General features: G+C 71.6%; 11 protein-coding genes. All 11 read left to right on the top strand.

All coding sequences use genetic code 11. The features are described from left to right. Positions 1 to 36: 36 nt before the first annotated feature. The 11 genes from MRBLWH7_RS12395 to MRBLWH7_RS12345 all read left to right on the top strand — a co-directional run bounded on the left by MRBLWH7_RS12395 (position 37) and on the right by MRBLWH7_RS12345 (position 21,815). The gene (locus MRBLWH7_RS12395) at positions 37 to 2,283 is read left to right on the top strand and encodes an LLM class flavin-dependent oxidoreductase (protein ID WP_342002036.1); all 2,247 of its coding nucleotides are present in this window, start codon (positions 37 to 39) and stop codon (positions 2,281 to 2,283) included. A 246-nt stretch (positions 2,284 to 2,529) separates the two neighbouring features. Further along, positions 2,530 to 4,878 carry an excinuclease ABC subunit UvrA gene (locus MRBLWH7_RS12390; RefSeq protein ID WP_341994889.1) on the top strand — a complete coding sequence of 783 codons (2,349 nt, stop codon included), beginning with the start codon at positions 2,530 to 2,532 and terminating at the stop codon, positions 4,876 to 4,878. A 271-nt stretch (positions 4,879 to 5,149) separates the two neighbouring features. Next, entirely contained in the window at positions 5,150 to 11,152 is a 6,003-nt protein-coding gene (locus tag MRBLWH7_RS12385; RefSeq protein WP_341994885.1) for an Ig-like domain-containing protein, read from the top strand. Between the two features lie 50 nt (positions 11,153 to 11,202). Further along, entirely contained in the window at positions 11,203 to 12,174 is a 972-nt protein-coding gene (locus tag MRBLWH7_RS12380; protein WP_341994883.1) for a MoxR family ATPase, read from the top strand. After that, positions 12,174 to 13,433, top strand: coding sequence for a DUF58 domain-containing protein (locus MRBLWH7_RS12375; RefSeq protein WP_341994882.1), 1,260 nt, complete (start codon positions 12,174 to 12,176; stop codon positions 13,431 to 13,433). Before MRBLWH7_RS12380 ends, MRBLWH7_RS12375 begins: the two co-directional genes overlap by 1 nt. Further along, on the top strand, positions 13,430 to 15,940 hold the full coding sequence (locus MRBLWH7_RS12370) for a transglutaminase-like domain-containing protein (RefSeq protein WP_341994880.1): 2,511 nt from the start codon (positions 13,430 to 13,432) through the stop codon (positions 15,938 to 15,940). The genes MRBLWH7_RS12375 and MRBLWH7_RS12370 overlap by 4 nt, the downstream gene beginning before the upstream one ends. Beyond that, complete coding sequence (locus MRBLWH7_RS12365; protein WP_341994878.1) at positions 15,937 to 17,178, top strand: RDD family protein; 1,242 nt, start codon at positions 15,937 to 15,939, stop codon at positions 17,176 to 17,178. The genes MRBLWH7_RS12370 and MRBLWH7_RS12365 overlap by 4 nt, the downstream gene beginning before the upstream one ends. Continuing rightward, positions 17,178 to 18,029, top strand: coding sequence for a protein phosphatase 2C domain-containing protein (locus tag MRBLWH7_RS12360; RefSeq protein WP_341994876.1), 852 nt, complete (start codon positions 17,178 to 17,180; stop codon positions 18,027 to 18,029). Before MRBLWH7_RS12365 ends, MRBLWH7_RS12360 begins: the two co-directional genes overlap by 1 nt. Continuing rightward, positions 18,029 to 19,444, top strand: coding sequence for an FHA domain-containing protein (locus tag MRBLWH7_RS12355; protein WP_341994874.1), 1,416 nt, complete (start codon positions 18,029 to 18,031; stop codon positions 19,442 to 19,444). The genes MRBLWH7_RS12360 and MRBLWH7_RS12355 overlap by 1 nt, the downstream gene beginning before the upstream one ends. Beyond that, positions 19,441 to 21,066, top strand: coding sequence for a serine/threonine-protein kinase (locus tag MRBLWH7_RS12350; protein WP_341994872.1), 1,626 nt, complete (start codon positions 19,441 to 19,443; stop codon positions 21,064 to 21,066). The genes MRBLWH7_RS12355 and MRBLWH7_RS12350 overlap by 4 nt, the downstream gene beginning before the upstream one ends. Further along, the gene (locus MRBLWH7_RS12345) at positions 21,063 to 21,815 is read left to right on the top strand and encodes a hypothetical protein (protein WP_341994870.1); all 753 of its coding nucleotides are present in this window, start codon (positions 21,063 to 21,065) and stop codon (positions 21,813 to 21,815) included. The genes MRBLWH7_RS12350 and MRBLWH7_RS12345 overlap by 4 nt, the downstream gene beginning before the upstream one ends. The last annotated feature ends 10 nt before the right edge of the window (positions 21,816 to 21,825 follow it).

Genomic DNA, 21,825 nt, shown 5'->3' with positions numbered 1-21,825 from the left:
CGAGGAACAACGCGCAGTCCCCATGCGTTCGAATGGATCGTGGACTACGGACACCCGCTCGAATTCGGCGCCTTCATCACTCCTTCCGCCGCGAGCCCCCAAGCCCCGGTGCTCCTGTCGCAGGTGGCGGAGGGATCCGGCCTCGATCTCGTCACCTTCCAGGACCACCCGTACCAGCCGGCGTTCCTCGACACCTGGACGCTCATGTCGTTCGTCGCCGCGCGCACCGAGACCGTCCGGATCGCGCCCAACGTGCTGAACGTGCCGCTGCGCCCGCCGGCCGTCGTCGCGCGGGCGGCGGCGAGCCTCGACCTGCTGTCGGGCGGCCGCTTCGACCTGGGCCTCGGCGCCGGAGGCTTCTGGGATGCCATCGAGGCGATGGGCGGCACGCGGCTCACGCCCGGCCAGGCCGTGACGGCGCTGGGGGAGGCGATCGACCTCATCCGCGAGCTGTGGCGCACCGACGAGCGCCGGGGCGTCTTCACCGACGGGAAGTACCACGCGGCGCATGGCGCGAAGCGCGGCCCGCGTCCGGCGCACGACATCCCGATCCACATCGGCGCGTACAAGCCGCGCATGCTCTCGCTCACCGGTCGCAAGGGCGACGGGTGGCTGCCGTCGCTCGCCTACCTGAAGCCGGGCGATCTCGCCAAGGGCAACGCCGCGATCGACAAGGCGGCGCAGTCCGTCGGCCGAGACCCGCGCGAGGTCCGGCGGCTGCTCAACATCGGGCAGCTCGCCGCAGACCCACGTGAGTTCGCGGAGCGCCTCGCGCATCTCGCGCTCGAGGACGGCATCGGCACGTTCATCATCGCGGCGGACGACCCGAACCTGCTCCAGCGGTTCGGCGAGGACGTCGCCCCCGCGGTACGCGAGCTCGTGACCGCCGAGCGCGGCCGGCGAGGCACGGCCGCAGCATCCGTCCGGTCCGCAGCCGCGCTCGCCGCGCGCCGTGACGGAATCGCCTATGACGACGTGCCGGCCGGCCTCCGCGCGATCGAGCCCGGCGACTTCGACTACGGCGACGTGCGTGCCACCTACATGCGCGGCGGACGCCCGGGCCTCGTGCTGCAGCCTTCGTCGGCCGTGCAGGTGGCCGAGGCGCTCGCGTTCGCGCGCCGGCATCCCGAGCTCCCGCTCGCGGTGCGCAGCGGCGGCCACGGCATCAGCGGCCGCAGCACCAACGACGGCGGCATCGTGATCGACCTCCGCCGCCTCGACGAGATCGAGGTGCTCGACGTCGATCGCCGGCTCGTGCGGATCGGTCCCGGCGCGCGCTGGGCGCAGGTCGCCGCGGCGCTCGGCGAGCACGGCTGGGCGCTGACCTCGGGCGACTACGGCGGCGTGGGCGTCGGCGGACTCGCCACGGCAGGCGGCATCGGCCTGCTCGCCCGCGAGCACGGACTCACTATCGACCATCTGCGCGCCGCCGAGGTGGTGCTGGCCGACGGCAGGGTCGTGCGGACGGATGCTGCGACCCACCCCGACCTCTTCTGGGCGGTGCGCGGGGCCGGCGCCAACGTCGGCATCGTCACGGCGTTCGAGTTCGAGGTCGACGAGGTCGGCCAGGTGGGCTACGCGCAGCTCGCGTTCCAGGTCGACGACGTCGCCGGGTTCCTCGAGGGGTACGGTCGCATCGTCGAGTCCTCGCCGCGCGACCTCACGCTGTTCCTGCTGACCGGCGGGCCGAGCCCCGGCCAGCCGCAGGTGGTGCAGCTCTACGGCATCGTCGACTCCGACGACCCCGACACGATCATCGCGCGCCTGCAGCCCTTCGCCGAGCTCGCGCCGCTGGTGCAGCAGTCCGTGCAGCTCACGACGTATCCGCAGATCATGGCGAATGCCGACCTCGGCCCGCAGCACGGCGCGGGCGAGCCGCACTCCCGCTCGGGTCTGATCGAGCACGTCACGCCCGCCTTCGCGGCGGCGGTGGAACGGATGCTGCAATCCGGCGCGGTGCCGTTCTTCCAGCTCCGCGCGGTCGGCGGCGCCGTTGCCGACGTCGAGGAGGACGCGACCGCGTACGCGCATCGGTCGGCGAACTTCTCGGTCGCCGCCCTCGGCTCGCACCCCGACCGGCTCGACGCGCAGTGGCGCACACTCGCCGACCACGTCGACGGCATGTACCTGAGCTTCGACTCCTCCGAGCGACCGGAGCGGATCGCCGAGGCCTTCCCGCCTGCGACGCTGGAGCGGCTGCGCCAGGTGAAGGCGGCGTACGACCCGACGTGCGTCTTCCGCGACAACTTCGCGATCGAGCCCGCGGCGTCCGACGCGGCCTGAGCAGCGGCATCCGTTCCTCGTCCGATCTTTGGCGACTCGGCAAAGATCGGCGTGCCGGAAGGCAAATCCTGGCGACTCGCCGAACGTGGCCGGGTCGTCCGAATCGGCGAATCGCCAGGAATCGTCGCGGCGAGCGGCATCGTTGGCGACTCGCCAAAAGTACGAGAGGCCCCGGGGAGCCGCCGATCGAGGATCGAGCAGGATTCAGGAAGCGCGGTGTCCGGGTTGGCGGGCATACTCGTCGGCATGGCATCGGACTCCCACATCGCTGATTCGCACGAAGTCATCCGCGTCGTCGGCGCCCGCGAGAACAACCTCAAGAATGTGTCGGTCGACATCCCGAAGCGGCGGCTGACCGTGTTCACCGGGGTGAGCGGTTCGGGCAAGTCGTCGCTGGTGTTCGGCACCATCGCGAACGAGTCCCAGCGCCTCATCAACGAGACGTACCCGACGTTCGTGCAGCAGTTCATGGGGCAGCTCAACCGCCCTGAGGTGGACGCGCTCGAGAACGTGAGCCCGGCGATCATCGTCGACCAGGAGCGCATGGGCTCGAACGCGCGGTCCACGGTGGGAACCGCGACCGACGCGCACGCGATGCTGAGGCTGCTGTTCAGCCGCATCGGCCAGCCGCACGTCGGCTCGCCGCAGGCGTTCTCGTTCAACATCCCGTCCGTGTCGGGCGCCGGCGCGATCACCCTCGAGAAGGGCGGCAAGCAGGTCGAGGAGCGCCGCTCGTTCGAGATCACCGGCGGTATGTGCCCGCGGTGCGAGGGTCTCGGCGAGGTGAGCGACGTCGACCTCGACGAGCTCTACGACAAGACGAAGTCCCTGCAGGACGGAGCCATCCAGGTACCCGGGTACAACCCCGACGGCTGGATGGTGAAGGGGTTCACCGAGTCCGGCTTCGTCGATCCGGCCAAGCCCATTCAGGACTACACCGACCAGGAGCGCGCCGACTTCCTCTACAAGGAGCCGACGAAGGTCAAGATCAACGGCATCAACATGACGTATGAGGGCCTCGTGCCGAAGATCACGAAGTCGATGCTGCAGAAGGACCGCGAGTCGCTGCAGCCTCACATCCGTGCGTTCGTCGACCGCGCCGTGAAGTTCCTGCCGTGCCCCGACTGCGGCGGCACGCGCCTCAACGAAGGCGCGCGGTCGTCGAAGATCAACGGGATCAGCATCGCGGATGCCGCGGCCATGCAGATCACGGACCTTGCGGCGTGGCTCGACACCGTGGACGACCCGTCCGTCGCCCCGCTCATGGTGGGGCTGCGTCAGACGATCGCCTCCTTCATCGACATCGGACTCGGCTATCTGTCGCTGGACCGTGCCTCGGGGACGCTCTCGGGCGGCGAGGCGCAGCGCACCAAGATGATCCGGCACCTCGGGTCGGCGCTCACCGACATCAGCTACGTCTTCGACGAACCGACGGCGGGCCTGCACCCCCACGACATCCAGCGCATGAACCGGCTGTTGAAGCTCCTGCGCGACAAGGGCAACACGGTGCTCGTGGTCGAGCACAAGCCCGAGGTCATCGAGATCGCCGACCACATCGTCGACCTGGGGCCGGGCGCCGGTCGATCAGGCGGCGAGGTGCAGTACCAGGGCGATGTCGGGGGCCTCCGCACCTCCGGCACGATCACCGGGCGCCACCTCGACGACCGCGCCCGGCTCAAGGAGTCGACGCGCGCCGCGAAGGGCGCACTCGAGATCCGCGGTGCGACCCAGCACAACCTCAAAGAGGTCGATGTCGATGTGCCCCTCGGCATCCTCACCGTCGTCACCGGTGTCGCCGGCTCGGGCAAGTCGTCGCTCATCCACGGGAACGTGCCGGGCTTCGACGATGTCGTGGTCGTCGACCAGGCGCCGATCAAGGGCAACCGGCGCTCGAGCCCGGCGACCTACACGGGCATCCTCGACACGATCCGCTCCGCGTTCGCCAAGGCCAACGGCGTGAAGCCGGCGCTGTTCAGCGCCAACTCCGAGGGCGCATGCCCCGCATGCCGCGGCCTCGGCGTGATCATCACGAACCTCGGCTTCACGCAGACGGTCGAGACGCTCTGCGAGCTGTGCGAGGGGTCGGGCTTCAGCGACGAGGTGCTCGAGTACACGCTCGACGGCAAGAACATCGCCGAAGTGCTCGCGATGTCGGCGACCGAGGCGGCCGCGTTCTTCACCAAAGGTCCTGCGCACACCACCCTGATGCGCATGATCGACGTCGGCCTCGGCTACATCACGCTCGGTCAGGCGCTCAACACCCTCTCCGGCGGTGAGCGGCAGCGTCTCAAGCTTGCGATCTCGATGGCGAAGAAGGGCGCGATCTACGTGCTCGACGAGCCGACCACGGGCCTGCACCTCGCCGACGTCGAGAACATGCTCGGGATGCTGGACCGCCTCGTCGAAGCCGGCAACAGCGTCATCGTGATCGAACACCACCAGGCGGTGATGGCCCACGCGGACTGGATCATCGACATCGGCCCGGGCGCCGGTCACGACGGCGGATCGATCGTGTTCGAGGGAACCCCGGCCGACCTCGTCGCCGCTGGCGAGACGCTCACGGCCCAGCATCTGCGGGAGTACGTCGGCGCATAACGGTGATCTGCGGGGCCGGATGGGTGTTTGTCCCCATCGATCGGGCCTGATCAGGCGGAATACGATCTCCGCAGTTGACACTCCCGGTCTCGTCGCATTCGCAGGTGCAGGTTAGGCTGGGGTGTTCCCCCAGGTCTTCTGTGAGCTCGCGACGCCCCTCGCCGGGGTCCCACGCCACGACAAGACGCACGATGCCCCGGAGGTCGACGTCCCCATGAGCTCATTCGCGTGGCTTCGATCGCGTCCGCGCGCCCTCGCGTCGGCAGGCGCGGTGACCGCTGCCGCGGTCACGATCACGACGCTCGCGTTCGTCTACCAGGGCGTGCCCACCACTGAAGTCGACCTCCACGACGGCGGCGTGTGGGTGACGAAGCAGTCGAGCCTGCTCGTCGGACACTTCAACCACGAGTCGCAGGTGCTCGACGGTGCCCTGCGCACCACGAGCGACGACTACGACATCCTCCAGTCGGGCAGCACCGTCCTCGTCGTCGACGACGCGGGCTCGACCGTGAGCGTGGTCGATCCCGCGATGGTCGCGCTCTCCGGCGCGGCCGGCGTTCCGGGTGGCGCCGACGTGGCGCTGGGCGGTGACACCGTGGCGATCCTCGACCGCGCCTCCGGCGACCTGTGGGTCCTTCCGAGCGCGAGCGTCGGCTCGTTCCAGATCGAGGGCACGGATCCGACCGCCAACGTCGGCAAGGGGGCGGATGTCGCCGTCGGCGTCGACGGCGTCGTCTACGCCGTCTCGCCGAAGTCCTCCGAGCTCGTCACGGTCCGTCTCGGCGCGGACGGCACTGCGGAGGAGCCGAGCCGCTCCGGACTCCCCGACATCGGCGACGATGCGGAGCTCTCGGTCACGGCGGTCGGCGACAAGCCGGCGGTGCTCGACACCGCCACCGGCACCGTGATCGTCGACGGCCGCGCGACCGTGGTCGACGGCGGGCGCAGCGCCGTCCTGCAGCAGCCGTCCGCGGCATCCGATGCCGTCTCGCTCTCCACGGCGGCGGCGCTCGTGCGCGTGCCGTTCGACGGCTCGGAGCCCACGACCGTCGAGGCCGGAGCCGACGGTGCCCCCGCCGAGCCGGTCTGGCTCGAGGGCTGCAGCTACGCCGCGTGGACGGGCTCGGGCCGGTTCGTGCGCGACTGCCCGGGTGAGGCCGACGACCTCGCGGTCGATATCGACGGCATCGAGCCGACGTCGCTGCTGAAGTTCCGCGTCAACCGCGACGTCGTGGTGCTCAACGACGTCGTGGGCGGTGCGACGTGGATGGCCGTCGACGACCTGCAGCGCGTCGACAACTGGGACGAGTTGACCCCTCCTGAGGGCGAGACCGAGGACGACGAGCAGACGACCGAGGAGACGACCGAGACGGTCCTCCCGGAGCGCTCCGAGATCAACACCCCGCCCGACGCCAACGACGACGACCTGGGTGTGCGTCCGGGCCGCACCACGATCCTCCCCATCCTCGACAACGACAGCGACCCCGACGGGGACGTGCTGACCACGCGCGTGGTCGACGGCGGACCGTCGGTCGGCGAGATCCAGTCGATCGACAACGGACGGGCGCTGCAGATCGCGGTCCCGGAGGACGCTCAGGGCTCGGCATCCTTCACCTACGAGGTGTCCGACGGCCGCGGCGGCACCGACACGGCGAAGGTGTCGTTCTCGGTGCACGGCTGGGACGTCAACTCCCCGCCGAAGCAGAACCGCGTGACGACGGTGGCCGTCGAAGCCGGCGGCACCATCACGTACAACGTGCTGCCGGACTGGATCGATCCCGACGGCGACGACGTGTTCCTCGGCTCCGTCCAGCCGGCCGAGGGCGACGAGTCCGACCACACCTCCGACGGGCGCATCACCTACCGCGCGGTGGGCGGCACGCAGGGACGCAAGGATGTCGAGATCACCGTCTCGGACGGGACCGACGTGACCGTCGGCACGGTGCGGTTCGACGTGCGCCCGGTGGGCTCGATCGACCCGGTCACCAACGCCGACTACATCGCCGTGCGCACCGGACAGACGGCGACGGTTTCCCCGCTCGCGAACGACGTCGGCGCCGGCCGCGAACCGCTGCGTCTCGCCCGCGTCGACCCCGTGTCGGGCGCCGACATCGCCCCCGACTACGCGAACAAGACCTTCACGTTCCGCTCGGCGACGCCGGGCACCTACTACGTCCAGTACATGGTGGCGGCGGGCGCCGCCGGCGTCCCCGGAATCGTTCGCGTCGACGTCCTTCCCGAGGGCGAGACCGACCTGCCGCCGGTCGCCGTGCGCGACGTCGCGCTGCTGCCGAGCGGCGGTGAGGTGCTCGTCAACGTGCTCACCAACGACTCCGACCCCTCCGGCGGCATCCTCGTCGTGCAGTCGGTGACCGTCGAGCCGAACTCGGGCGTCGCGGTGGCCGTGCTCAACCACGAGACCCTCCGCATCAGCGACCAGGCAGCGCTGTCCGAGCAGGTGCGGATCTCCTACCGGATCTCGAACGGCTCGCAGTCGGCAGAGGGCGACGTCATCGTCATCCCGATCCCGGCGCCGGCGCAGCTGCGGCCACCCGTCGCGAACGACGACCAGGTCGTGGTGCGCGCGGGCGACGTCGTGACGATCCCGGTGCTCGACAACGACTACCATCCGAACGGCGACACGATCCATGTCGCACCCGACCTCGTCCCCCCGCTCATCGAGCCCAAGGACGGCGAGATCTTCGTCTCGCAGGACACCGTGCGCTTCCGCGCGTCCGACGAGCCGGGCACCGTCTACGCGACGTACGAGGCCGTCGACAGCTCTGGACAGAAGGATGCCGGGTACATCACCATCCAGGTGCTGCCGGTGAACGCCGAGACCAACGCCGCCCCGCGACCGCGCGACATCACCGCGCGCGTGCTCGCCGGCAGCCGCGTCCGCGTCGCGGTGCCGCTGGACGGCATCGACTCCGACGGCGACTCCGTCGAGCTCGTCGGGCTCGCCTCCTCGCCCGGCAAGGGCCGGATCACCGAGACCGGTTCCGACCACCTCGTCTACGAGGCGTTCGACGACACCGCGGGCGTCGACACCTTCACCTACCGTGTGAGGGACCGCCTCGGCGCCGAGGCCACCGCGACCATCCGCATCGGCATCGCGCCGGCGGAGGGCGTGAATCAGGCGCCGTACGCCGTCAAGGACTCCGTGATCATGCGACCCGGCCGCTCGGTCGCGGTGCCGGTGCTGGCCAACGACTCCGACCCCGACGGCGACGAGTTCGGCATCGTCAAGAACGGCCTGATCCTGCCCGACGTGGCGGGGCTGAAGGCGAAGGTCGACGGCAACCGTGTCGTCGTGACCTCGCCGTCGCAGCCTGTCGAGACGTCGTTGCAGTACACGATCCGCGACGCGCGCGGCGCCGAGGCGAAGGCGGTGCTGCAGATCACCGTCGCCGAGGACGTGCCCCTGCAGAAGCCCATCGCCCGTGACGACTACGTGCGCGCCGCCGACGTCGAGGACGGCGTCGTCGACCTCGAGGTGCTCGCCAACGACGAGGATCCCGACGGCACCGTCGACGACCTCGAGCTCGAGGTCGCGGATGCGAACTCGCGCGTGCTCGCCGACGGCAAGGTGCGGGTCACGCTCGGCGACACCGGCCGGCTCGCGACCTACACGATCACGGACCGCGACGGGAACGAGGCATCCGCTTTCATCCACGTCCCGTCGCTGTCGTCGCTTCCGCCGACCCTGGTGTCGGCGGAGCCGGTCGAGGTCAAGAGCGGTGAGACCGTCGAACTCGCGCTGTCGAAGTACGTGCGCGCCGCCGGCGGCGGCAAGGTCGTCATCACGGAGGCCGCGAAGGCCACCGCTGCGCACAACGACGGCTCGTCACTCGTGAAGGACCAGACGACGCTCGTCTACACGTCCGCCGCCGGCTACTTCGGCCCCGACGCCATCACCTTCGAGGTGACGGACGGCACCGGGCCGGACGACCCCGAAGGCCGCAAGGCGACGCTGACCCTGCCGATCACCGTGCTGCCGCCGGAGAACCAGCAGCCGACCTTCGTGAACGGACAGATGGATGTCGCGCCCGGCGAGGACGCGACGACGCTCGACCTCGGCGGGCTCACGACCGACCCTGATCCCGAGGACGAGGGTCGCCTCGAGTACCAGATCGTCGGCGGCTCGCCCGAGGGCATGACCGCGTCGATCGAGGACGACGAGCTGCGCGTCAGCGCGGCCGCGGACACGAAGAAGGGCACGGCCGCGACGATCCGCCTGCGCATCACCGACGGCACCACCGAGCCCATCGAGGGCACGGTGAACGTCCGCGTCATCGCTTCGACCCGTGAGCTGCCGACAGCCAACGACGACATCGTCGATGAGGCGCACCAGGGCAAGACCGTCAGCGTGCCGGTGCTCTCCAACGACGTGAACCCGTTCCCGGACAAGCCGCTCGAGGTCACCACCGCGCTGCTCGAGACCGGCCAGGGCGACGTCGTCGTGTCGGGCAGCGACGTGAAGGTCACGCCGGACGCGAGGTTCTTCGGCACCATGACGGTCCGCTACCGGGTGCAGGATGCCACCGGCGATCCCGAGCGGGAGGTCGAGGGCCGGATCCGGCTGACCGTGCAGGGCAAGCCCGACGCGCCGGGCACGCCGGTCGTCTCGAGCGTCCAGGACCGCACGGTCGTGCTGTCGTGGACCCCGCCGGCGAACAACGGCGCCGAGATCGAGCGCTACCTCGTGACCTCGACCGCGGGCAACTACGAGAAGGAGTGCCTTGCGACGACGTGCACCCTCGACGGCCTGACCAACAACGTCGAGTACAACTTCACCGTCGTGGCCGAGAACCGCGTGGGTCCGTCCGACCCCTCGGCGCCGTCCGAGACGGCTCGTCCGGACGCGCGCCCCGACACCCCTGCGGCACCGACCCTGGCGTTCGGCGACCGGAGTCTCAACGTCGCCTGGGTGACGCCCACCACGCCGGGCTCGCCGGTGGAGAAGTACACGCTCGAGATCTCTCCCGCACCGCCGTCGGGCATCTCGCAGAAGACCGACGTCACCGGCAACTCGATCGTGTGGGACGGCCTGCAGAACGGCGTGGCGTACCAGGTGCGCGTCCAGGCGCACAACCGCGCGCCCGAGCCGTCGAGCTGGAGCACGTGGTCGGTGAGCGAGATCCCGGCACGCGCCCCCGAGCCGCCTGCGGCGCCGTCGGTCAACCGACTCGACCCGGTGGGGAACCAGGCGCAGCTCGAGGTTGTCTGGGCGCCGCCCGCCGACAACGGCGATGCCGTGTCGGGTTACGAGGTGCAGGTGCTGCAGGGTTCGTCGGTGGTCAGGACGATCACCGGCATCCCGGGCTCGCAGACCCGCCAGGCCGTCAACGTGACGACGTCCACGAGCGACTACACGTTCCGCGTCCGTGCCTCGAACAAGGCCGGATGGAGCGAGTGGGGCGCGACCTCGGCACCACGTCGCGCGTTCGGCGTGCCGGGCGCCCCGACGAACGTCTCGGCCACGACGCCCCGCGGCGACAGCACGATCGACGTCACCTACACGCCGGCGGACGGCAACGGCGCGAGCGCGGGCGAGGTCCAGTACGAGTACTCGCTCAACGGGGGCGGCTGGCAGGCGTTCAGCGGCAGGACGATCGGCGGCGTCAGCAACGGCACGACGTACACCGTCCGACTGCGCGCGTACACGGCGATGGACGGCGTCCGCTACAACGGTGACCCGTCGGCGGCGTCGAATCAGGCAATCCCTTACGGCCCGGTGCGCAATCCCAGCGTGTCGGCGACCGCGAACGGCACGAGCATCACATACCGCTGGAGCGCGCCGGCCGAGAACGGGCGCGCGATCACGCAGATGCAGATCCGCATCGACGGCGGCAGCTGGCAGAACGTCGCCAACAACAACGAGCGCACCAACAACTACGGCTACAGCGAGCGGCACACGATCGAAGCGCGCGCGCAGGATGCCGCGGGCCAGTGGAGTGCGGTCGTCTCGGACGCCGCGACCACTGTCGCGCCGCCGCAGCCTTCCGCGCAGACCGTCAAGGGCGCGTCCGGCAGCTGGGGCGACTGCGGGTCGGCCTCGTGCGCCTACATGGCGGTCACGGTGAAGAACTTCCCCGCCGGGAACTACCACCTCCGCTGCAACGACGGCAACAGCTCGTGGGGCGGCGCCAGCACGACGTGGGTCCCCGAGAACGGCACCGTGCGCGCCAACTGCTACTACGGCTTCCCCGGAAACCGCGTGTGGGTGACCATCGAGGGCTGGGGCAATGCCGACGCCATGAACTGGTACTAGCCCCGCGTCGCAGCATCCTTCACGACACGCAACGAGAGAACGAGACACTCATGACGATGACGCCCGAACAGGCGGCCTGGTTCCAGGGCACCTTCACGCGCCTGGTCGACAACGTCGACCAGGCCCTCATGGGCAAGCGCGAGGTGGTGGGGCTGGTGCTCTCGGCGATGCTCGCCGAAGGCCACGTGCTGCTGGAGGATGCCCCGGGCACGGGCAAGACGAGCCTCGCCAAGGCGCTCGCGGCCACCGTGCAGGGCACGTCGAGCCGCATCCAGTTCACGCCCGACCTGCTCCCGTCGGACGTGACCGGCGTCACGATCTACGACCAGACCTCGCACCGCTTCGAGTTCCACCGTGGTCCGGTCTTCGCCTCCATCGTGCTGGCCGACGAGATCAACCGCGCCTCGCCGAAGACGCAGTCGGCGCTCCTCGAGGTCATGGAGGAGTCGCGCGTCACGGTCGACGGCGTCGCCCACGAGGTGGGCCGTCCGTTCCTCGTGATCGCGACGCAGAACCCCATCGAGCAGGCGGGCACGTACAAGCTGCCCGAGGCGCAGCTCGACCGCTTCCTGGTGAAGACGTCGATCGGCTACCCCGACCTCGCGGTGGCGGAGCGCATCCTCGCGGGCGCGGCCGACCGCAACCCGTCGGCGCACCTGCCCGCGATCATCACGACGGGCGCGGTCGCCGACATGGCCGACCTCGCCGGCACCGTCCACGTCGATCCCGCCGTGCTGCGCTACACCGCGCAGCTCGCCGAGGCGACCCGCGACGACCCGGCCACGCGCCTGGGCGTCTCGGTGCGCGGCTCGCTCGCGATGATCCGGGTCGCCAAGGTCTATGCCGCCGCGCAGGGTCGCCACTTCGTGCTGCCCGACGACGTCAAGGCGCTCGTCGCGCCGGTGTGGACGCACCGCCTCGTGCTCGACCCCGAGGCCGAGTTCGCCGGCACATCGGCCGAGGCCGTCATCGCGCGCGTCCTCGAGTCGGTCGCCGCACCGCAGGCGAGGTCCGCGGCCTGATGACGACGGAGGCACTCGGGCAGGCGGCCGCTCAGGACCGCCGCGCCTGGTACGGGCAGCTGATGCTCGGCGCGCTGCGGCGCGCCGGCGTCGTGCTCGGCCGCGTGTTCGGGGTCGTGCGCCCCGTCGCCTGGGTGCTCATCGTCGGCGCGCTCACGCTGTGGATCGCGGGCCAGGCGCTCGGCTGGTGGGAGCTCGCCGTGGCGGCGATCTCGATCACCGTCGTGCTGGCGCTCTGCCTGCTGTTCCTCATCGGTCGCACCGCGTACGACGTGTCGCTCGACCTCAACCGCACACGCGTCGTCGTGGGGGAGCGGGCCGTGGGTGCGCTCACCCTCGCGAACACCGGCTCGCGCGCCATCCTGCCCTCGCGCGTGCTGCTGCCGGTCGGGAACGGCCGTGGCGTGTTCGACGTGAACCGGCTGGCGGCCGGCGACTCGGCCGAGGAGCTCTTCGCCATCCCCACCTCGCGGCGCGCGGTCGTCAAGGTCGGCCCGGTGAGCGTGGTGCGTGGCGATCCGCTCGGCCTCTTCGAGCGTGTGCACCGCCGCGACGAGCCCGTCGACCTCTTCGTGCACCCGCGCACCGTCCTGTTCGACGGACAGTCGCTCGGGTTCCTCCGCGACCTCGAGGGCCTTCCCGCGACCGATCTGTCGCCCGACGACGTCTCGTTCCACGCGCTGCGCGAGTACCAGCCGGGCGACGATCTGCGTCACGTGCACTGGAAGTCGACCGCGCGCACCGGTCACATGATGGTGCGCCAATACGAGGAGACGCGCCGCTCGCACTTCGTGATCGGACTCTCGACGAGCCCCGCCGATTACCGCGACGACGACGAGTTCGAACTCGCGATCTCTGCCGCGGGCTCCCTCGGCCTCCGCGCGCTCCGCGACTCGCAGCGCGTCGAGGTGCGCGTGCAGGAGCGCGCATTGCCGTCCGGTACGGGCAAGCAGTTCCTCGACTCGCTCTCGGCGCTCGGCCACTCCAAGCCGAAGGCGGGCTCGGTCGTCGAGCTCGCCGGCGTCGTCGCCGCGACGCTGCCCCTCGCGAGCGTCGTGGTGCTCGTGTGCGGCAGCAAGGTCGACCCGGGCGACCTCCGCACGGCGTGCAGCCGCCTGCCGTTCGGCGCGCGCGTGCTCGCCGTCGTCGCGTCGGCGGAGCATGCGGCGCCGTCGCTGCGGAGGATCGGAGACGCGGATGTCGTGACCCTCGGCGCGCTCGAACAGCTCCCGAACGCCCTCCGGAAGGTCCTCGCATGAGCGCGCCGGTCACGCCGCTCCCGACGCGCGCCGGGGCTTCCGCGTCACCGCGGGCGGCAGCATCCGTCTCCCGCGCTCCGCGTGCCGACGCTCTGCCGACCCGCCGCTGGATCCTCGACCTCGGCGCGGTCGCACTGCTGCTGCTCATCCCCATCATCGGTTTCGCGCCCACGTTCGACGGCCCAAGCTACCTCGTCGCCGCGCTCGGCGGCCTCGTGCTCGGCATGGGACTGGCCGTGCTCGGCCGGCTGTACCGCTGGGGCATCCTGCTGCTCACCGCCGCGACGATCGGGGCGTACTTCCTCTTCGGTGGGGCGCTCGCGCTGTCGCACACCACCGTCGCGGGCGTGATCCCGACCCTCGAGACGCTGCGTCAGCTCGCGCTCGGCGTCGTCATGTCGTGGAAGCAGCTCCTCACCACGATCGCTCCCGTCGCGAGCGACGACGGCCATCTCATCGTCCCCCTCATCCTGTCGCTCGTCGCGGCGGTGCTGACGACGTCGCTGGCGCTGCGGCTGCGCAGCGCCGGCTGGGCGCTGCTGCCAGCGGCGGCGTTCCTCGCGATCGAGATCGCGCTGGGCACCTCCGAGCCGTTCGTGCCCGTGGTGCAGGGCGTCGCATTCGGACTCGCCGGCGTGGTGTGGCTCGCACTGCGCCAGGCATGGCAGCCGCAGGCCGCGGCGATCTCGGTCGGCGAAGGGTCGGCGAAGTCGGGCGCCGGGCTGCGGCGCGTGCTGATGGGCGCCGCCGTCGTCGCGATCGCCGCGGTCGTGGGCGTGGCCACGAGCGGGTTCGCGGCGCCGTCGTCGCCGCGGTACGTGCTGCGCGACGTCGTGATCCCGCCGTTCGACGTCCGCGAGTTCGCAAGCCCTCTGCAGTCGTTCCGCGCGTACGTTCGCGACCACCCCGACGACCCGCTCTTCACCGTCAGCGGCCTGCCCGAGGGCGCGCGCGTGCGCCTGGCCACGATGGACGCCTACAACGGCACGGTGTACAACGTGTCGGACGACGGCACCGGCTCATCGAGCGCCTTCGCCCCCGCGCGCACCAACATGTCCGCCGACGCGGACGGCACGCCGACGACGGTGCACGTCGAGATCGGGGAGCTCGAGAGCGTGTGGATGCCGGACGCCGGCGCGGTCCGGAGCGTGACGTTCGACGGCGCCCGCGCCGACGACCTGCGCCGCACCGCCCACTACAACGAGGCGACCGATACCGGCGTCGTCACTCTCGGCCTCGAGAAGGGCGACGAGTACACGCTCGACGCCGTGATCCCCGAGGTGCCGAGCGACGAGGCGCTCGCCGACCAGGACTTCGCGCCGCTGAAGATGCCGAAGCAGGTCGGCGTCCCCGAGTCTCTGGCCGACATCGCGTCGAAGACGGTGGCCGAGGCCGAGACACCCGTCGAGCAGGTGCGCGCCCTGCAGCAGATGCTGTCGGAGGGCGGCTACTTCAGCCATGGGCTCGCCGGACAGCCGCTCTCGCGCGCCGGCCACGGCGCCGAGCGCATCGCGACGCTGCTCGGCTCGGAGCAGATGGTGGGCGACGACGAGCAGTACGCGACGGCCATGGCGCTGCTCGCAGCCCAGGTCGGCATCCCGGCGCGTGTCGTGATGGGGTTCTACCCCGATGAGGACGCGGCCGGCGCGCCCGTCTACACCGCGACCGGCGAAACGCTCCACGCGTGGGTCGAGGTCGCCTTCGACGGCGCCGGCTGGGTGCCGTTCGATCCGACGCCGCCGGAGGACCAGGTCCCGAGCGACCAGACGACGAAGCCCAAGGCCGACCCCAAGCCGCAGGTGCTGCAGCCCCCGCCCCCGCCGACGGAGCCCGTGGACCTGCCGCCGACCGTCGCGGACGACCGCGGGTCTGAGGACGAGAACGCCTTCGACCTGGGCCTCCTGTGGACGATCGTGTCGATCGGCGTCGGCGCACTGGGTGTGCTCGCCGTGCTCCTTGCACCGTTCATCGTGATCGGCGCCCTGAAGGCCGCGCGCCGCCGCAAGCGCCGCGAGGCCGAGCGCGCCTCCGACCGCATCAGCGGGGGATGGGACGAGCTCGTCGACCGCGCTTCGGACTTCGGCGCACCCGTGCGTGCGGGCGCGACGCGGCAGGAGGACGCCGGCGTGCTCACTGCGGCCTTCGCCGAGCCGCGGGTCGCGACGCTCGCTTCGCGGGCCGACCTGGAGGTGTTCGGGCCCACCGACCCGTCGCCCGACGACATCGAGGCCTTCTGGACGCAGGTCGACGACATCGTCGCCGGCATGGGGAACGGACGCTCGGCGTGGCAGCGTCTAGGCGCGAGGCTCAGCATCCGCACCCTCCTCGAGGGCACGCGGTTCGCGCTGCCGGCACGTCCGGCGCCGCGCTCGCGGACGCCGCAGCCCGCGGCCACCCCGGCGCACGACCCCGGCACGCCGAACAGCTCGACGCGGCGCTCGCGCCGCGGCAGCACGACCCGGAGCGCACCCGAGCCCTCCGCCCACCCCACACAGGAGAACGAATGACCGCAAGCCCCCCTGGCGCCGCCCCTGCGGCGACCATCGGACGCCGAGTGGGGGCGTTCGCGATCGACATCGGCGTCGCCTGGGTGATCGGCGCGGTGCTGGTCGGCATCGTCCTGAGCATCCTCTTCGGCGTGGGCCCCACGTGGGAGCGCGACAGCCTGGCGGTCATGATCCTGCTCAGCTACGTCGGGATCGTGCTGCTGCTGCTCGTCTGGTGGCTCGTCTACTCCGCCATGCAGGGCGGCCGCGGCGGCTCGATCGGGCAGCGGATCCTCGGCCTGCGCCTGCACGACGCCGCCTCCGCCGGTCCGATCGGATTCTGGCGCGCGATCCTGCGCAACCTCGTGTTCAGCCTCGCCACGTCGATCGTGGTCGGCTACTTCACGCCGCTCTTCGACGCGAGCGGCCGCAGGCAGGGCTGGCACGACATGACCGCGCGCGCGGTCGTCGTCGACATCCGGAACACGGATGCTGCGCCCCCGGCGCCCGCGGCGACGGCCACCGCGAACCCGTACCTCCCGCCGCCGACGAACGCCGCACCACTGCCGCCGGCGCCATCGCCGCGGCCCGCGGCCCCGGTGCCCGCGGCGGGATTCATGCCCGCGGCAAGCCCGGCCGCGACGCGTCCGGCCCGCCCGGTGCCGACCGGAGTGATCCACGACATCCCCTGGGGCACGCACGAGCCGCCGGTCGAGATTCCGCCGCGTTCGGAGTCCTTCCCCAGCGTCACCATGCCGTTCCCCGCGGCGACGACGACCGAGCCGCTCGGCGCGATCGCCATCGCGACCGCGGCGGTGCCCGCCGTGACCGCGGCGGTCGCAGCATCCGTGATCCCCGCGGCCGAAGAAGAGGACGTCGAGTCCACGCGCATCGTCGTGCCGCCGCCCGCTCAGCGCGCCGCCCTGTACGACGGCGCGCCGGTGCTCGCGGTGCTCACGTGGGACGACGGGACGCGCATGGCCGTATACGGCCGCACCCTGTACGGCCGCAACCCCGCGGGCGAAGACGGCGCGGTCGCGATCCCGGTGCGCGACGAGACGCTGTCGCTGTCGAAGACGCACTTCGAGGTCGGTGGCGGCGCCACGGGCGCGTGGATCGCCGACCGCCACTCGACCAACGGCACGACGCTGGTCCGCGACGGCGGGCGGATCCCGCTCACCCCCGGCGTCCGCACGAACCTGCGCGACGGCGACACGCTGGAGTTCGGCGACCGGCGCGTGACGGTGGGCCTCGCGTGATGACAGGATCCCCGCCCATCGCGGTCGCGTTTGGCGCGGCCACGGATGCCGGCCTCCGTCGCCGCATCAACGAGGACTCGTACCTCGCGGTGTCGCCGCTGTTCCTCGTCGCCGACGGCATGGGCGGCCACAATGCCGGCGAGATCGCGAGCGCCACGGTGATCCAGGAGTTCTCTAGTCTCATCGGCCGCGAGAGCCTGACGATCGACGACGTGCATGCCGGCGTCGCCGGCGCGCGCCGCCGTGTCGCGGCACTGCCCGCCGGGGCCGGTGCGGGTGCCGGTACGACGCTCGCGGGCGTCGTGATCGCCGACGTCGACGGCGAAGGCTATTGGCTGGCCATCAACCTGGGCGACTCGCGCACGTACCGCCTCAGCGAGGGGCGCTTCGAGCAGGTGAGCGTCGACCACTCGGTCGTGCAGGAGCTCGTCGACAGTGGTCAGCTCGCCGCCGACGCGGCCCAGCGGGACTCCCGCCGCAACGTGATCACGCGCGCCATCGGCGCCGGCAGCGACGCCGAACCCGACTACTGGCTCATCCCCGCCGAGGACGGCGACCGCATCCTGGTGTGCTCCGACGGGCTGTCGGGCGAGCTCGAGCAGGAGGCGATCCACGGGATCCTCCTCGCCGAGGCCGACCCGCAGGCGGCAGCGACGCGGCTGGTGCACGAGGCGATGGTGCGCGGCGGTCGCGACAACATCACCGCGATCGTCGTCGACGCTCTCGCGGTGCGCACCCGCACGAGCCGTGCGTGCGAACGCGATACGGTTCCGGTGAGTGCCCCCGCCCGGGAAGACGCCGACATCGACGGCGACACGCTGCCGCGCGCGGTGGTCGCGGGAGGATTCTGATGCCCACGCTGTACGCCCCGGGAACCACGCCGGCCGCCGTCACCACACGCGGGTTCGCCGTGCTCGAGCCCGGTACCTCCGCCGCGCTGCTCACCCGCATCAAATCGGTGCTCGCCGACGGCCGCGGCCTCGGCGGCGTGATCGAGGCGCTCACCGGAGCGTACGGCGCGTCGCTGACCGCGATCCCCGCGTTCGCGGTGGCGCTCGCCGAGGGTGACGACGTGCGCGTCGCCGTCCGCGGTGACTTCGCGTTCGACATCGACGCGACGGCCGCCGAGCGCGTGTCGGGCGCCGGCGTCACGACCTGGACCGAGCGCGTGATCCCGGGCGTGGTGCGCGTGGCGCTCACGACGGCGGGCTCCGATTCCCCGGCAGAGTTCCCGATCGCCGACGGAATCGTGCTGGCGAGCACGATCGAATGGGATGCCGCGTCCGCCGTCCCGGCTGATCGGGACGCACCCGTCGTTGCGGGGGCCCCGGCCCCGGTGGTCCCGGCCGTTCCAGAGGCTCCGGTTGTTGCCGAAACACGGGTCGGTCACGACGACACGCCGGAGACGGATGCCTCGGCCCGGCGTGTCGACGGACCAGCCCGTGTTCCGGCATCCGCGCCGGGTACGGAACAAGGGACCGGGGAGTCCGCGCCGGTGGCATCCGCCGCCGGGCTCATCGACTCCAGCGCCGTTCACTCTGTCGCCGACGCCGAGACGCTGCTCCCGCTCGACTCCGCCCTGGCCCCGCCGGCCGCGACCGCCGACACCGTCGTTCCCGCGCCTGCGGCGCTGCCAGGGTCCGCGCCGATCGGCGAGGAGGGGTTCGCCTCGACCACCGGTTACGACGACCTGTGGGGCGCCACCGTGATCCGCTCCGTCGAGGACGCGGCCGTCCGCCCCGACGGCGAGGACGAAGAAGGCGCCCCGGCCGCGACGCCCACGCCCGCCGGCGACCACGACGGTGCGACGATCTCGCTGGCCCAGGCCCGCGCGCTGCGTGATGCGGCAGGCGGCGCCGGGGGCGCGGCATCCGGAGTCCCCCTCGATTCGACCCCCGCCCCGCTCGCGCCGCCGCGCCCGCCGGCTCCCGGACGCGTCCGCGTCTCGACGGGGCAGGTGCTGCCGCTCGATCGCACCGTCGTGATCGGCCGGCGCCCGCGCTCGACGCGCGTGAGCGGCACCGACTTGCCGCACCTCGTGGCCGTCGACAGCCCGCAGCAGGACATCTCGCGCAGCCACGTCGAGCTGCGCGTCGAGGGCGAGAGCATCGTCGCGACCGACCTGCGCACCACGAACGGCACGACGCTGCTGCGCCAGGGCGCCGACCCGGTGCGCCTGCACCCGGGTGAGGGCACCGTGGTCGTCCCCGGCGACGTGCTGGATCTCGGCGACGGCATCACGGTCGCGATCGAGGGGGTGCCGTGAGCGCGAAGCGCGCGCCCATGGCGCCGCCGGATCTGCCCGGCTTCACCTACGTCGACCTGCTCGGCTCGGGCGGCTTCGCCGATGTCTTCCTGTACGAGCAGCAGCTGCCGAAGCGCCGTGTGGCGGTCAAGGTGCTGCTCACCGATCGCATGTCGAGCGGGTCGGTCGAGGAGTTCACCGCCGAGGCGAACGTCATGGCGATGCTGTCGACGCACCCGGCGATCGTCACGATCTACCAGGCCGGCGTCGCCAAGGACGGCCGCCCGTACCTCGTGATGGAGTACTGCCCGCGGCCGAACCTGCAGGTGCGGTACCGGCGCGAGCCCTTCTCGATCGCGGAGTCGCTGCGCGTCGGCGTGCAGGTCGCGGCGGCCGTCGAGACGGCGCACCGCGCGGGTGTGCTGCACCGCGACATCAAGCCGGCGAACATCCTCGTCACCGAGTACAACCGCCCGGCGCTCACCGACTTCGGCATCGCGTCGACCACGAACGCGGCGGCGGAGTCGGCGGGCCTTTCGATCCCGTGGTCGCCGCCGGAGTCGTTCGCCGACGTGCCGCGCAGCGACCCGCGCTCGGACGTGTACGCGCTGGGCGCGACGGTGTACACGCTCCTCGCCGGACGCTCGCCGTTCGAGCTGCCCGGCCAGCGCAACGGTGCGGCCGAGCTCATCCACCGCATCGAGACGCTACCGCTCCCCGCTCTCGGCCGCGCCGACGCGCCCCTGTCGCTGCAGCGCGTGCTCGAGCGCGCGATGGCCAAGGCGCCCGTCGACCGGTACGAGACCGCCCTGGCCTTCGCCCGCGCGCTGCAGACCGTGCAGATCGAGCTGTCGCACTCCGTCACCCCGATCGACATCCTCGACGATCACGTCCCGGAAGACGTCGAGCAGGACGAGGACGACGGCCTCACCCGCGTCCGCGGTGTCGTCAGCATCAACCCTGAGACGACGCCGGCGGCCGGCATGACCCGTCCGTCGGCCACAACCGCGCCGAGCCGGGCCGACGCGCCGCGGTTCGATCCGGCCCCCGTCGAGACCGAGACGGTGGCCCGGCAGGCGCCCATGACCCCGCCGTCCGCGTATGAGCAGACGGTCCGGCGCGACCAGGTCGGGCTGCCGGTGTCGCTCGACGAGACGATCGTCCGTGCGCCCGCCTTCGACGCGGCCCCTCCGCGGGAGGAGGTGGATGCCGCGCCCCCGCGTCGCCGTCGCACAGGACTCTGGATCGGGCTCGGTGCCGCCGCGCTCGTGATCGTCGCGGTCATCGTCGGGGTGTCGCTGCCGGGCATCCTGTCGGGCACCGCGCAGGAGCCGCCGACGCCGACCGAGTCGTCGAAGCCGCAGGACCCGCTCTCGACGGTCATTCCCGCTGTCACCGACGTCATCGGGGCACCGGTGGACGGTGGCGTGAAGTTCACGTGGAAGAACCCCGATCCGCAGGACGGTGACCACTACCTCGTCACGGCCGTATCCGTGAGCGACAGCAACCCCGAACCGGACTCCGTCGACGTGGCCGAGATCGTCGTTGCGCCCGCCGCCTCGGGGCCGACCTGCGTCGATGTGGAGCTGGTCCGCGCGAACGGGCAGTTCCAGAACGCCCCCACGAGGGGGTGCGCGCCGTGACGGCCGCGGAGGTCGACGAGCTCCGGCTCGAGTTCGCGGGCGAGGAGTTCTCGGTCGCGCCCGGCACGGTTTTCACGGTGGGCCGTGAGGGCGACCTCGCGATCGACGACAACCTGTTCCTGCACCGCAACTTCCTCACGATCCAGAACGTCGAAGGGCTGTGGCTGCTCTCGAATGTGGGCTCGCGCCTGTCGGCGACGGTCACCGACTCGGGCGGACGCGTGCAGGCCTGGCTCGCACCGGGTGCACGGCTGCCGCTCGTCTTCGCCGCGACATCCGTCATCTTCAGTGCCGGCCCGACGACGTACGAGCTCACGATCCACGCGGCCGAGCCGACCTTCCGCGACACGCAGCCGCCCGCCGACGACGACGGGCTGTCGACGATCGGAGAGGTGCCGCTGACCCACAGCCAGCGCGTCATGATCCTCGCGCTCGCCGAGCCGGTGCTCCGTCGCGATGGCACCGGCATGAGCGAGCTGCCGACATCGGCGCAGGCCGCCGAGCGGCTCGGCTGGACGCTCACCCGGTTCAACCGCAAGCTCGACAATGTCTGCGACAAGCTCGACCGCGTCGGTGTTCCGGGCATGCGGGGCGGGGTGCGCTCGTATGCCACCAACCGCCGCGTGCGGCTCGTCGAGCACGCGATCGCGGCACGCCTGGTGACGCGCGACGACCTCCCCCTGCTCGACGTCGAACGTGCGAACTCACTCAGCGGCGAGAACGACGCGAATGGAGAGGACGACGCGTGAAGCGGGCGCC

It is taken from the genome of Microbacterium sp. LWH7-1.2, from assembly GCF_038397755.1.
Taxonomy (GTDB): Bacteria; Actinomycetota; Actinomycetes; order Actinomycetales; family Microbacteriaceae; genus Microbacterium.
The sequence above is the reverse complement of the archived record's forward strand: the minus strand, read 5'-3'. Positions and strand labels throughout refer to the sequence as shown.